We start from the raw sequence: 12879 nt of genomic DNA, 5'->3' as shown, positions 1-12879 counted from the left end.
GTGACACCCTGGACCGCCTGCGCACCCATCGACCTCAGGACGGGAATCCCCACCGTGGAACAGCCGCCGGCCAGCACCCAGTACGTTCTCACGCTGTCCTGCCCCGACAAGCAGGGGATCGTGCACGCGGTCTCCAGCTACCTCTTCATGACCGGCTGCAACATCATCGACAGTCAGCAGTTCGGCGACAGCGACAGCGGACTGTTCTTCATGCGGGTGCACTTCTCCGCCGAGCAGCCGGTCAACGCGGAGAAGCTGCGGGCCAGTTTCGCCGCGATCGGCGCCTCGTTCCGGATGGACTGGCAGATCCACCCGACCGACGAGCGGATGCGCGTCGTCCTGATGGTCAGCAAGTTCGGCCACTGCCTGAACGACCTGCTGTTCCGGACCCGGATCGGCGCGCTGCCGATCGAGATCGCGGCGGTGGTCTCCAACCACACCGACTTCCGCGAGCTCACCGAGTCGTACGGCATCCCGTTCCACCACGTCCCGGTCACCAGGGAGACCAAGGCCGAGGCCGAGCAGCGGCTGCTCGACCTGGTCGCGGCGGAGAAGGTGGACCTGGTCGTGTTGGCCCGCTACATGCAGGTGCTCTCGGACGACCTGTGCAAGGCGCTGTCCGGCCGCGTGATCAACATCCACCACTCCTTCCTGCCGAGCTTCAAGGGCGCCAAGCCGTACCACCAGGCGCACGCCCGGGGCGTGAAGCTGATCGGTGCCACCGCGCACTACGTCACCGCCGACCTGGACGAGGGCCCGATCATCGAGCAGGAGGTGGCCCGGGTCACCCACGACGTGACGCCGGACCAGCTGGTGGCGCTCGGCCGGGACGTCGAGTGCCAGGCGCTGGCCCGTGCGGTGAAGTGGCACAGCGAGCGGCGGGTGCTGCTCAACGGCACTCGTACCGTCGTCTTCGGCTAGGCAGTTCACGCCCCCGGTGGACGCCGCCCGGGCCGGCGGCGCCGCTACGGGCGGGAGAGCAGCGGGGCCGCCCGCAGTACCTCCCGGATCGCGGCGCGGTCGCCGAACTCCCCGACCAGCACGTGCTCGGGCTGCTCGTGGGCGGCGGCCAGCCGGCAGAAGTCCAGGCCGTCCAGGACCATCGAGGCGACCGGATCGGTGTCGTCCGGCGGTGACTCGGGGCCGTCCAGCGGGATGAGCCACTCGCCGCCGCCCGGGCCGTCGGCGACCATCCGGACCACCCGCCCACGCGGCGGCGGTCCGCCGAACCCGACCGGCTCCGGCTGGGGTTGGCGCAGCGCGGCCAGAGCGAGCGGGAGCGTCCGGGCGGCCAGGTCGATCATCGACCGCAGGTGCTTGGGCTTCGGCGGAGAGTACGGGTAGTCCACCGCGCGGGCGATGTCGTCCCCGTGGATCCAGCACTCGAAGGCCCGGTCGAGGAAGGCGTCGCGCAGCGGCACGGTGGCGAAGCCGAAGTCGACCGGAGCGCCGCCGTCGGCCCGCAGCGCGGCGCCCTGCACCAGGGCGTGGCTCTGCCGCCGCCACATCCAACGGACGGCCGCCGGCTCGGACCCGGCCCGATCGGCCATCAGTCGCTCGCTGCGTTCCAGCACTCCGAGCGGCCCGCCGCTCCGTGGGGGCCGTGCCACCGGGCCCGGTTCGCTCCGCGACGGCGCCCGGGACGGGGCGGTGAGGGGCGCGGGCGCTCCAGGGACGGGGTCGGGCAGTCCCAGCGCGGGCGCCAGAAGACCGTCCACCGCCGCGAGATGGCAGAGCACCTGAGCCGGACGCCAGCGCTGCACCCCGCCGTGCCAAGGGAGTTCGGCGACCTCCTGCCACTCCTCGGGGCCCAGGTCGCGCAGCAGCGCGTCCAGCTTGGCGGTCTCGGTCGCGTACGGCGCGGCCCAGGACGGGACGGGCAGTTCGGCGGGCCTGCGCGCCAGGCACCAGTCGAGTACCTGCTGGCGCAGCGACCCGGGAGGGTCGAGCGGATCGTCGGCGGAGAGCCGGGCGGCGGCGTCCCGCAGTCGGGTGGCCTCCCGGGCGCACTCCGGGCAGAGCGCCAGGTGCTGGGCCACCTCGGCGGCCTCCCGGCGCGGACAGGCGTCCAGCGCCCAGACACCGAGCAGGGAGCGGAGGGACTCGTGCCGCGCGCCGTCGTCGCTCATGTGCCCGCCCCCGCTGCGTCCGTGCGCCCGGATTCCGTGGGCCCGGATTCCGTGGGCCCGAGTCCGGGGTGCCTGAACTCCGTGTGCGCAGGCTCCCGATGTGGGCGCGCCGGGCGCGCAAGCCCGGTCTCCCTGCGCCCTGGACCCGTATGCGTCGGGCTCGTGCGCTCGGCGCACACGCGTGCTTCCGAACTCCCTGCCTCAGGAGGCCGGCCGGCTGCCGGGTTCGCGTCCGGCTGCTCGTCCTCGCCCCGGAGCACTCCTCCGCCGTCGTCCTCCTCCTCGCCCTGCCCGCCGTCGCCGAGCTGGTCGGCCAGCAGTTGCAACCCGAGCCGGATGCGCTGTTTGGTGTCCTGCTCGCTGATGCCCAGTCGGAGCGCAGTCTCCTGGTAGGTCCGGCCGTCGAAGTACGTCACCGCGAGGGTCTCGCGCAGTGGATCGGGCAGGGCCGCGACGGCGGACTGCGCCCGGGCCGCGCCGGCGCGCGCCCGTAGCTCGCGGTCGTCCGCGTGCAGCGTGCGCAGCCGGTCGAGTGCCCGGTGGCGGGTCAGCGCGCCCAGCCAGGACCGCAGTGAGCCCTGGGTCGGGTCGAAGGAGTCGGGGTGCTCCCACAAGTGGGCGAAGACCTCGCGGGTGAGCTGCTGGGCGGCCATCCGGTCGTCCAGGATGCAACCCGCCAGCCCGTGCACCAGCGGGGCGAAACGGTCGTACAGCTCGCCGAGGGCGGTCTCCTCGCCCCGGGCGAGCCGCCACTGGATCAGCTCGTCCCAGCTCGGGCCGCCGCTACGGGTGCCGCTCGGGGCCGCACTCGGGACGGCCCGTCGCGGGCCGGACGCCGCGGCAGCGGCCATGGCCCCTCCATCGTCCGTGGATCAGAACCGGTCTGCTGGGCCGGCAGCCCGCGGCCGGGTGTTTCTCCGCGCCTTCGGCACCACGTTATCCCGCTGCCTTTCCCGGCCGTGGCGGAATCGTCGGAAGAAGCGGAAGAAATGTTTCTGATCGTCAGATAGTGACAATGGCTCCGTTACCGGTGTTCGAAGGGTCGTGGACAGATCTAGGAAGGGTGGTTCGCTCGTGGCGATCGCCGGATCCGGGGTTGGTGGCGGTACGTTTCGTTACGCTCGTGCACAGGGTGTCCACCGGGCCTCGTCGAGCCACCGGACGAGCGCCGGTGCGAGGCTCGTCAGGGTGAGCGGGACAGTATGCACTGCACTGTCCCTCGATCGCTGGAATATGCCCGAAGCGCTTGCTGCGTCCGGTCTGCCGGATCATCCTGAGGCGTATTCGTGACGAAGCCATGGGCGGTTCGAGCCATGGGCAGTCCGATCGGGCCTCGGAATGCTCGTGGCCCACCGGACCGGCGTGATCAAGTGCCCCGCTGCCCGGGTCGGGCGGTCGGGAGAGTGGCCGAACTGCGAGTGCGGGTGGTGGAGCGGTGCAGGTACTTCAGGTGCAGCTGGCGGTCCAGGCGGATCCGGCCGAGGTGGGCAGGGCGCGCCGCTGGGTGCGCTCGCGGCTCCAGGGCCAGGGAGTCGAGCCGGACGCGCAGCTCGCCGAGACCCTCGTCCTGGTGGTGTCGGAACTGGTGACCAATGCGGTGGTGCACACCGGCTGTCCGGCGGTGTTGAGGCTCTCCATGCCGGTCTGCTGTCCGGGCGCGGGCGGCGCGGCCGGTGCCGGCGGCGGTACGGCGGCGCCAAGTGGCCGCAACGGTGTTCCGGTGGTGCGGGTCGAGGTGGCGGACGCGAGCCGGGCCGCTCCGGCGCCCCGGCACGCGGCCGGGGACGCGACCAACGGCCGGGGGCTCGAACTGGTCGAGATGCTCTGCGACCGCTGGGGCTGGTACCCGGACGGGTCGGGCAAGCGGGTCTGGTGTGAGATCGGGCCGGACCTGGCGGTCGACCACTCGGTCGAGCAGGCTCCCGCGGCCGGCGCGTACGCCCGCTGACGTACGGTCTCACCCGCCCTGTGCACACGCCCCCTGACACCCGGCCAGCGCCCGGTGCCCGGCTGTTGGCCGGCCGTCCGGCGCACCGGGGTACGTCTCGGCGCGAGTTCTCGGCGTGGTGTGGCTCCGGCGCTCCGCGCCCGGCGCGCGGCCGGGGCGCGTGCGATCCGCGCCTCTGGCGCGCGGACCGCGCCCCCGTGAACCAAGAAATGCGCCGCAACCATTCCGAATTTCAGACAAACCATTGACGTGAAGTATCCGACTGATCACTCTTGGGTGCAGCTCTCCGTTGCGAGGGGACGTCGAGGGAACACTCGAACCGGGTCAGCAGGGGGAGTTCTGTGGCTGCCGGTCAGCCGGGTGTGCCCCTTGGCGAGTGCGGAGTGCCCGTGCGCGGGTTCAGGGCCCGCGTCCCGGAGGGATGGCGGCCCGTACCGTGCTGGGGTGCGTACGACGCGCCGCCATCCGCTCCGGCTCCCGTCGGTGAGACGGCCTGCGGAAAGCCTGTCGCAATGGGTGGATAGCTCCGGGCCCATGACGTTGATCCTCACCCTGGATCCCGACCTGACTCCCGGACTGCAGGACGGCATCGTCGGCCTGTGGGCGGGGGTGAGCGATGCGGGCGGTGCCGTGGGCTTCGTGCCGCCGGTCACCGAGGACCGGGTGTGGCGGTCGCCGAGGGTGACGACCGCGACGACGTCACCATGTGGCTCGACTGGCGTGACCGGCCCGGGCCCGGCGCCCGCCCGGGGAGGCCCGGGCGGGCGCGATGTGAGGCATGCTTCACTGGAAGACCGGCGCGCAGCGCGCCGACCCGTCCGGCCGGCCGCACCCCTGCAGTAAGGAAGTCCATCGTGAGCAGCAACGCGAGCAGCGGGAAGCACGCCACGCTCCGCTACACCTCCCTGCGGGCCAGCATCTTCCTCGGCTGCCTGCTGGTCGCCCTGCTGCTGGGCCACTTCGGCATCATCCCGGTGGTCGGCACCACCGGGATCGTCTTCCTGGTGCTGCTTGCCGCGCTGGTGTCCGCCCCGCTGAGCTACGTCCTGCTCAGCAAGCAGCGGGACGAGATGTCGGCCCAGATCTCCGAGAAGATCACCGGCATGCGCAGCCGCACCGCCGACCGGATCGCCGCCCAGAACGCCGAAGAGGACGCGGCGGACGAGGCCGCCCGTGCCGCCGCCGCGAAGGGCTGACGGGCAGCGCCGACCCGTATCCGTGCCATGACCGCCGCCGACCCGACCCAAGAACCCGCCGAGCCCGGTTCCGAGCTCCCCACGTCCGGGCGCAGGCCCACCGGGAGGGACGTGGCGCGGCTGGCCGGGGTCTCGCAGGCGACCGTCTCGCTGGTCTTCTCCGGTACCGAGTCCGGGCACCGGGTCTCCGAGGCCACCAGGCACCGGGTCCGCGAGGCCGCCCGCGCCCTCGGGTACCGGCCGCAGGCGGCCGGGCGCCAACTGCGGCTCGGTCGTAGCGGGATGATCCTGCTCGCCGTGCCGAACATCCTCGGGCCGTTCTTCGGCCGGGTCCTGGTCGGCGTCCACGAGGAGGCCGGGAAGCACGGCCTGGCCGTGGTGGTCAGCTCCGGCTGGGGTAGCGCGACGCTCGCCGAGGCGGCCACCACCAGCCGCTTCGACGGCCTGCTGATCTGCTCGCCGGACGACAGCCAGCTGGGCGAACTGCCCTCCGACGTCCCCGCCGTGTTCCTCGACGCCGATCCCTCGGCCCCGTCCGGCGGCCGGGCCAGGCCCACCGTCGAACTCGACGTCGCGGGCGGCATGCGGGCCGCCGTCGAACACCTCGTCGGCCTCGGCCACCGGCGGATCGGCCACCTGCGCTCGACTCACTCCGCGTACACCTTCCGGGTCCGGCAGGCCGCCTTCGAGGCCGCCGCCAAGGGACTTGAGGTGGTCGAGCTCGGGGTCACCCTCAACGAGGGGCAGCGGGCCGCCCGTTCGGCCGCCCACCAGCTGCTCAGCGCGCCGGACCGGCCGCACGCGGTGGTCTGCGACGACGACGTGGTGGCCTCCGGTCTCTACCAGGCCGCCGCCGACCTCGGCCTGCGCATCCCGGCCGACGTCTCGGTGGTCGGTATGGACAACATCCCGGTGGCCGATCTCCTCGCACCGCCCCTGACCACCGTCGACCTCCCCGGCGAAGCCCTCGGCCGGGTCGGTGTCGCCGCCCTCGCTGCCCTGCTGCGCGGTGAGCCGGTGGTCTCGGCCGCTCCGCTGGAGACCGGCCTTGTGGTCCGCAACTCCACCTGTGCGGCACCTGCGGACGGTGACTGAGGAGCCGTCACTCGGTGTTCGATTGGGCCGGATCCGGATGGCTCCGTGCCAGGACCGGTCCGGTTTCAGGCGGTCAGCACCTGCTCCGTGACCGGATCGGGAGATGTCGAGGCGGCCGGGCGGAACAGCCGCCGGGTGGCGAACAGCAGCAGGCCGCCGAGACAGATGCCCGCGGTGGCGCAGAGAGCGACCGCGCGCAGCGAGTCGGCGACCAGGGCGCCGGAGACGGCGTAACCGGCCGCGTTGCCGGTGGCGAACAGGGTGACCAGCCAGGCGAAGGCCTCGGTGACGGTGCCGGTGGGGGCGAGCTCGGCGACCAGGACGAAGGCGGCGGCGAGCAGCGGGGCCAGCCCGACGCCGGAGACGAAGGCGAGGGCGGCCATCGGGACGGGGGCCGGGAGCAGGAGCAGCGGCAGGTAGGAGACGCCCATGGCGAGCGCGATCACCCAGGTGCGGGTGGCGGTGCTGCTGCGCCACCGGACCGCGCCGTAGGCCAGCGCGCCGAGCAGTCCGCCGAGGGCGGCCAGGGCGAGCAGGGTGCCGGCGCCGCCGGGCAGGCCGTGCGGGTGCTCCTCGGCGTAGGCGATGAACAGGACGTTCTGCGCGCCGACCGCCCAGCCGGCTCCGGCCAGCCCGATCAGCAGGACGACGAGACCCGGCGAGCGCAGCGGCCCGAGCAGTCCGGCGGAGGCCTCGCGGGCGGGGGCCCGCCAGGCGCGGGCGGGTGCGGCGGTGGCGACCACCAGGACGCCGAGCAGGCCGAGCGCGGCGGCTGTCCACAGGGCTGTGGACGGACCGAACAGGCCGGAGATGCCGGCCACCGCGAGCGGTCCCGCGACGTAGAGGATCTGCTGGGAGGCGGAGTCGAAGGCGTACGCGGTGTCGAGCTGCTCCTCCTTGACCACGGCGGGCCACAGGGCGCGCAGGCAGGGTTCGAGCGGCGGCATGGCGAGTCCGGCTGTCGCGGCGCCGAGGGGTGCGGCGATGGCCGAGCCGGGGGCGAGGGCGAGCATGGCGTAACCGAGGCCGGCGACCAGGGCGGAGCCGAGCAGCACCCGGGGCTGGCCGGTGCGGTCGACGATCCGGCCGAGGACCGGGCCGCCGATCGCGGCGGAGAGCGCGTAGGCGGAGGTGGCCAGGCCGATCCGGGCGTACGAGGTGTGGGCCTCGCGCAGGGCGAGTGCGATGACCAGGCCGGTCATGCCTGCGGGCAGGCGGCCGAGCAGGGTGCCGAACAGGAGGCGGGTGACGTGGGGGGCGCGGAGCAGGGCGAGGTAGCCCATGGCGGTCGGTTCTCCCGTTCGGGCACAGGGGACGTGGGATCGTAAGCAAGTTATACGTATAACTAATCAGGGTCAATCGGCGGACGGGCGCCGGGCGCGCGGCTTCGCGGGGAGCCGGCCGAAGGCGCGCGGCTGTCAGGGAGGGTCGGTCTCGTCCGCGATCGCCGACGACGGTGTGCTGATGCGGCCGTCCGTGGTGGACCGGCTCACCGACCACCAGGGGCGGACCGTCGAGGACTTCAAGCCGCAGCAGCTGTCCCGGGTGATGAGCGAGCGGACGGCCGGTCAACTCCGGTCCGCCATGGTCACGGTGGTGACCGGCGGGACCGGGACGTCGGCGGCGGTGGACGGGGTGGCGGTCGGCGGCAAGACCGGCACCGCGCAGAACGGTGTGGGCAACAGCGGCACCCCGTACGCCTGGTTCACCTCGTACGCGGACGACGGCAACGGGCACCGGATCGCCGTCGCGGCGGTGGTCGTGGACGGCTCCGCCGACCGGGCGGACGTCACCGGCGGCGGGCTGGCCGCGCCGGTCGCCAAGGCCGTGATCAAGGCCGCCTTCGGGAAGTAGTCCGGAGCGCCACCGGGGTGCGCCGGGGATGGTTCGCAGCCGCACCTCAAACAAGTACTTTGAACATCTCAAAGGTTTATTGCTACTGTGTGGGCCGTGACCACCACAGGCGCGCCTCACCGGCACGGGATGAGCACCCCGCTCATGCAGTGCTCGTGCCTGTCCGGTGCTGTGGACAGTCCGCGCCCCCGCCGCGCGCCCAGCTGTATGCCGGCGGCACGCCCTTCCTGACGTCCGGGCCCTTCCCGCCCGCTGCTCGTCGTCGTGCCGCCGTGTCCCACCCGCCCTCTTCCGCCCCGTCCTCCGGAGCCGCACCACCATGTCCGCAGCGCCTGCCGCACCAGCGCCCTCCCCGCTCGGGAAGGTCCGCAAGACTCCCTTCTGGGTCCAGATCGTCGCCGGCCTCGTCCTCGGCCTGCTCCTCGGCTACCTCGCCCGGGCCTTGGACGTCTCCTGGCTGACCAGCACCCTCGACACCATCGGCAAGACCTTCGTCCAGCTGCTCAAGCTGGCCGTCCCGCCGCTGGTCTTCACCGCGATCGTGGTGAGCGTCGCCAACCTGCGGAACGTCACCAACGCCGCCCGGCTGGCGGTCCGTACCCTGCTCTGGTTCCTGATCACCTCGCTGATCGCGGTCAGCATCGGCCTCGGCCTCGGCCTGCTCACCGACCCCGGCCAGGGCGCGAACCTCTCCACCGCCGGGCTCAAGGCGCCCGACCACGCCGGTTCCTGGGTCGACTTCCTCACCGGGATCATCCCGACCAACATCGCGACCAGCTTCGTCGAGGTGAACGTCCTCCAGATCGTCTTCCTGGGAGTCGTCACCGGCGCCGCGATCCTCAAGATCGGCGAGAAGGCCGAGCCGGTCCGCAAGCTCAGCGAGTCCGTGCTCGACCTCACCCAGACCGCGCTCTGGTGGGTCATCCGGCTCGCCCCGATCGGCACCCTCGGCCTGATCGGCAAGTCCGTCGCCAAGTACGGCTGGGACCTGCTCGGGCCCTTCGCCACGCTGACCGCCGACGTCTACGTGGGCTGCGCGCTGGTGCTGTTCGTGGTCTACGCAGCTCTGCTCCGCTTCGCGGGCGGCCTCAACCCGCTGAACTTCTACCGGGGTGCCTGGCCGGCCATCCAGCTGGGCTTCGTCTCCCGATCCTCGGTCGGCACCCTCCCGGTCACCCGTCGGGTCACCGAGCGCCTGGGCGTCCCGAGCGAGTACGCCTCCTTCGCGGTGCCGTTCGGCGCGACCACCAAGATGGACGGCTGCGCCGCGATCTACCCCTCGCTGGCCTCGATCTTCGTCGCCCAGGTCTACGGCATCCACCTCGGCATCGGCGACTACCTGCTGATCGCGTTCGTCTCGGTGATCGGTTCCGCCGCCACCGCCGGTCTGACCGGTGCGATCGTGATGCTGACGCTGACCCTCTCCACCCTGGGCCTCCCGCTGGAGGGCGTGGGCCTGCTGCTGGCCATCGACCCGATCCTGGACATGGTCCGCACCGCCACCAACGTGGCCGGCCAGTCCGTGATCCCGATCCTGGTCGCGGCCCGGGAGAAGACCCTCGACCTCGCCGCCTACGACAACCCCACGGGCGATCTGATCGACGACGCCCCCGCCGCCGAGGCGGCTGTCGTCGCGGCCTGACGCGCCACCGGCCACGAAGAGCCCGTACCCGGGAAACCGGGTACGGGCTCTTCGCCGTCCCGGGGCGCCCTCAGGTCCGGGTTCCGGTGCGGCCCCACGCTGGGCGAGGACGGTGCAGACCATCAGCTGGATCTGGGGGAAGAGCATCAGTGGAAGGACCGTCAGGCCGACCGAGGCCGCCGGGAACAGGATCACGGCCAGCGGCGGGCCGCTCGCCCGGCACTTCTCGGAGCCGCAGAACCGGACGGTGAGCCGGTCGGCGCGGTCGAAGCCCAGCGGGAGGACCTCACCGGCGGTGACCCGGCTCCAGATGCCCTGCCGGACGCCGCCGCTGAAGGCGCTGTAGGCGATCAGCAGGATGGAACCCGGGGACACGACCAGGGTCATCGGCCGGTTCGCCGTATCCACGGCCCGACCCGGCGGCGCAGCAGCTTACCGAGCAGGATCGGCAGCAGCAGCTGCAGCACAATGTCCGGAATCTGTCCCTCGCTCACCCGGACTCCCGCTCCGCCGGCCGGCCACCAGGTCGCCGGCAGCGGGGTGAGCATGCCCAGCAGGCTGGCGGAGGTGGCGGCGCAGATCGCCGCCGCGACGTTGCCGTGCGCCATCGAGGTGAAGGCGATGGACGACTGGACGGTCGAGGACAGCAGGGTGGGGTACAGCACGCCGGTGGCCGGCCGGGGTGGCAGCACGCTGTCCGGCAGCGGCCGGGCGGCCTCGCCGAGCAGCGGGAACGGCAGGTAGGTGGAGCCGGTCATCGGCGGGTGCGGGCGCCGGTTCCGGGCGCTGGCCAGCGCCCGGCGGGGGACGGCCGCGCGCCGTACAGGAGGGGAGCCGGGTGGCCAGGGCGACGGTGCCGAGCAGCAGCGGGACGAAGGCGTCGACGCCGATCCGCCGCAGGGCACGGTTCGCCGCGGTGATCACGGTCCGCGGGCGGCGCATGGTTTCGATCACGCCTGCACCGGGCGTGGACGCAGGCAGGGGGCCCGCCGCGTACGGGACGTGGCGGGCCCCCTTGGTACTGCTTGTCGTGCTCTTGGGGGCGGCCCTGACGGCCGCCTTTCGGGCCGGTGAAGGCCCCGAGCGATCAGATCATCAGAGGAGATGTCAGATGACGGTGACGTTCTCCGCCTGCGGGCCCTTCGGGCCCTGGGTGACGTCGAACGAGACGTTCTGGTTCTCCTCCAGCGAGCGGAAGCCGCTCGCGTTGATGGCGGAGTAGTGGACGAAGACGTCGGGGCCGCCGCCCTCCTGGGCGATGAAGCCGAAGCCCTTCTCAGCGTTGAACCACTTGACGGTTCCCTGAGCCATGCCGTTCTCCTTGCGAGGGACGTGTTGGAGGCCACACCGTGTGGCATCCGGTCCGCTGCGCTGATCGCCCTGCCTCCGGAATGTTCCGGAGTTTTTCGATAATGCTGAAAAACTACAAAAAGCCCGCGGTTACATGCTCCGCAGGCTTCAAGTACTGCAAGGGGAATCAAACTGCAACTGAGTGGAACGGTAGCACGCGAGGGCGGCCCCGACCAGGGGTGACCGAAGGCACATCGTCAGGTGTGTCGCAGTGATTCAGCCATGTGTCGGCAGCCTGGTTTGAAGCCGTTGACAGCCGGTCGACGGCGTGCCGGAAGGCTGGTGTCGGGGCCGCGAGGGGGCGGGCATACCCTGCGGGAGAGTACGAACAGAGCACCCAGAGGAGTGTGTGGTGACCGCACAGGATGCGAGTGGCTCGGTGGCGGTAAGGCCCCGGGTGGGACATATTCAGTTCCTCAACTGTCTGCCCCTCTACTGGGGGCTGGCCCGGACGGGCAATCTGCTCAACCTGGACCTCACCAAGGACACTCCCGAGAAGCTCAGCGACCAGCTGGTGAACGGCACGCTCGACATCGGTCCGATCACCTGCGTCGAGTACCTGCGGCACGCGGACGAGCTGGTGGTCCTGCCCGACATCGCGGTCGGCAGCGACGGGCCGGTGATGTCCTGCGTGATCGTCAGCAGGCGGCCGCTCAGTGAACTGGACGGGCGCAGGGTCGCGCTCGGCTCCACCAGCCGCACCTCCGTGCGCCTGGCGCGCCTGCTGCTGGAGGAGCGGGAGGGCGTGCGCCCGGAGTACTTCAGCTGCCCGCCCGACCTGGACGCGATGCTCGCCGAGGCCGACGCCGCGGTACTGATCGGCGACCCCGCGCTGCGCGCCACGCTGGAGCAGGCGCCCGAGCGGGGGCTGGACGTCCACGACCTGGGCGAGATGTGGAAGGAGTGGACCGGGCTGCCGTTCGTCTTCGCGGTCTGGGCCGCCCGCCGGCCGTACGTGGAGCGCTACCCCGAGCTGGTCGACGCCGTGCACCGGGCCTTCCTGGAGTCCCGGGACCTCTCGCTGGCCGAAGCCGGGAAGGTCGCCGAGCAGGCTGCCCGCTGGGAGTCGTTCGACGCGGCCGCGCTGGAACGGTACTTCAGCGAGGCGCTGGACTTCTCGCTCGGCGAGCGGCAGCTGGCGGGCATCGCCGAGTTCGCCCGGCGCACCGGCCACGACAGCGGTTTCGCACCCGATGTGACGGTGCGGCTGCTCCAGTCGGCCCAACCGGTCGGGTGAGGCCGCCGGCGGTGCGGAGGGCGGGTGAGGCGGAGGGCAGGCGTCCGTTCTGACCTCCGCGCACCATCCCGGCGGCGCGCGCGAGGCGTGAGCGGCCCGCCGTAGGGGCGAGTGTCCCCGCGCCCGGGCCGGCCGGGCAGTGCTGGGGCGGGGGCGCAAAGGTGGCGCAAAGGTGCTGGCGTAGGCTGGTTCGGCCATGTCGGCCGAGCGATTCGTCCCCTGTCCCGCTCGGCCGAGGCGCCCCGATGCCGGAGAGAAAGAAGGCCCGACAGGTGTCCGAGCAGACCCTCCCCCAGCCTCCGGCCGGGGGGACCCCCACCCCGCCTGCGGCGTCCCAGCCTCCGGCCGGGGGGACCCCCACCCCGCCTGCGGCGTCCCAGCCTCCGGCCGGGGGGACCCCCACCCCGCCTGCGGCGTCCCAGCCTCCG

Annotated in this window: 12 protein-coding genes and 2 pseudogenes; 8 read left to right on the top strand and 6 right to left on the bottom strand. The window is 72.4% G+C overall.

Annotation, left to right across the window (positions count from 1 at the left end):
• The first annotated feature begins 45 nt into the window (after positions 1-45).
• Entirely contained in the window at positions 46-921 is an 876-nt protein-coding gene (gene purU / locus ACWDAK_RS12405) for a formyltetrahydrofolate deformylase (RefSeq protein ID WP_425557686.1), read from the top strand.
• A gap of 44 nt (positions 922-965) precedes the next feature.
• Here purU and ACWDAK_RS12400 read toward each other — a convergent pair whose 3' ends face one another.
• Positions 966-2129 (bottom strand): hypothetical protein, encoded by a 1164-nt coding sequence (locus ACWDAK_RS12400; protein WP_344637851.1) that lies wholly within the window; start codon positions 2127-2129, stop codon positions 966-968.
• Positions 2126-2980 carry a sigma-70 family RNA polymerase sigma factor gene (locus ACWDAK_RS12395; protein WP_344637852.1) on the bottom strand — a complete coding sequence of 285 codons (855 nt, stop codon included), beginning with the start codon at positions 2978-2980 and terminating at the stop codon, positions 2126-2128. The genes ACWDAK_RS12400 and ACWDAK_RS12395 overlap by 4 nt, the downstream gene beginning before the upstream one ends.
• A gap of 584 nt (positions 2981-3564) precedes the next feature.
• Between ACWDAK_RS12395 and ACWDAK_RS12390 the strand changes: the two genes are divergently transcribed.
• The 4 genes and pseudogenes from ACWDAK_RS12390 to ACWDAK_RS12375 all read left to right on the top strand — a co-directional run bounded on the left by ACWDAK_RS12390 (position 3565) and on the right by ACWDAK_RS12375 (position 6368).
• On the top strand, positions 3565-4077 hold the full coding sequence (locus ACWDAK_RS12390) for an ATP-binding protein (protein ID WP_344637853.1): 513 nt from the start codon (positions 3565-3567) through the stop codon (positions 4075-4077).
• A gap of 534 nt (positions 4078-4611) precedes the next feature.
• Positions 4612-4743: pseudogene (locus tag ACWDAK_RS12385) on the top strand (GNAT family N-acetyltransferase); the annotation flags it as partial.
• A 188-nt stretch (positions 4744-4931) separates the two neighbouring features.
• Complete coding sequence (locus ACWDAK_RS12380) at positions 4932-5273, top strand: DUF4229 domain-containing protein (RefSeq protein WP_344637854.1); 342 nt, start codon at positions 4932-4934, stop codon at positions 5271-5273.
• 27 nt (positions 5274-5300) lie between these two features.
• The gene (locus tag ACWDAK_RS12375) at positions 5301-6368 is read left to right on the top strand and encodes a LacI family DNA-binding transcriptional regulator (RefSeq protein ID WP_427393310.1); all 1068 of its coding nucleotides are present in this window, start codon (positions 5301-5303) and stop codon (positions 6366-6368) included.
• Positions 6369-6433: 65 nt separating this feature from the next.
• On the opposite strand, the gene ACWDAK_RS12370 is transcribed toward ACWDAK_RS12375, so the two are convergent.
• On the bottom strand, positions 6434-7651 hold the full coding sequence (locus ACWDAK_RS12370) for an MFS transporter (protein WP_427393311.1): 1218 nt from the start codon (positions 7649-7651) through the stop codon (positions 6434-6436).
• Here ACWDAK_RS12370 and ACWDAK_RS12365 point away from each other — a divergent pair.
• The gene (locus ACWDAK_RS12365) at positions 7650-8222 is read left to right on the top strand and encodes a penicillin-binding transpeptidase domain-containing protein (protein WP_427393312.1); all 573 of its coding nucleotides are present in this window, start codon (positions 7650-7652) and stop codon (positions 8220-8222) included. The genes ACWDAK_RS12370 and ACWDAK_RS12365 overlap by 2 nt on opposite strands.
• Before the next feature lie 319 nt (positions 8223-8541).
• On the top strand, positions 8542-9864 hold the full coding sequence (locus ACWDAK_RS12360; protein ID WP_427393313.1) for a dicarboxylate/amino acid:cation symporter: 1323 nt from the start codon (positions 8542-8544) through the stop codon (positions 9862-9864).
• A gap of 108 nt (positions 9865-9972) precedes the next feature.
• On the opposite strand, the pseudogene ACWDAK_RS12355 reads toward ACWDAK_RS12360, so the two are convergent.
• From ACWDAK_RS12355 to ACWDAK_RS12345, 3 genes and pseudogenes are all read right to left on the bottom strand, one after another.
• Positions 9973-10251, bottom strand: a pseudogene (locus ACWDAK_RS12355) (bile acid:sodium symporter); the annotation flags it as partial.
• Positions 10248-10622, bottom strand: coding sequence for a bile acid:sodium symporter (locus ACWDAK_RS12350; RefSeq protein ID WP_427393314.1), 375 nt, complete (start codon positions 10620-10622; stop codon positions 10248-10250). The gene ACWDAK_RS12350 and the pseudogene ACWDAK_RS12355, both read right to left, overlap by 4 nt.
• Before the next feature lie 349 nt (positions 10623-10971).
• Positions 10972-11175, bottom strand: a complete 204-nt coding sequence (locus tag ACWDAK_RS12345; protein ID WP_344637859.1) for a cold-shock protein — start codon at positions 11173-11175, stop codon at positions 10972-10974.
• Positions 11176-11593: 418 nt separating this feature from the next.
• Here ACWDAK_RS12345 and ACWDAK_RS12340 point away from each other — a divergent pair, with 418 nt between their 5' ends.
• Complete coding sequence (locus ACWDAK_RS12340) at positions 11594-12451, top strand: menaquinone biosynthetic enzyme MqnA/MqnD family protein (protein ID WP_427393321.1); 858 nt, start codon at positions 11594-11596, stop codon at positions 12449-12451.
• Positions 12452-12879 lie beyond the last annotated feature (428 nt).

Source organism: Kitasatospora sp. NPDC001175, assembly GCF_053598215.1.
This window is presented reverse-complemented; position numbering and strand designations above follow the sequence as displayed.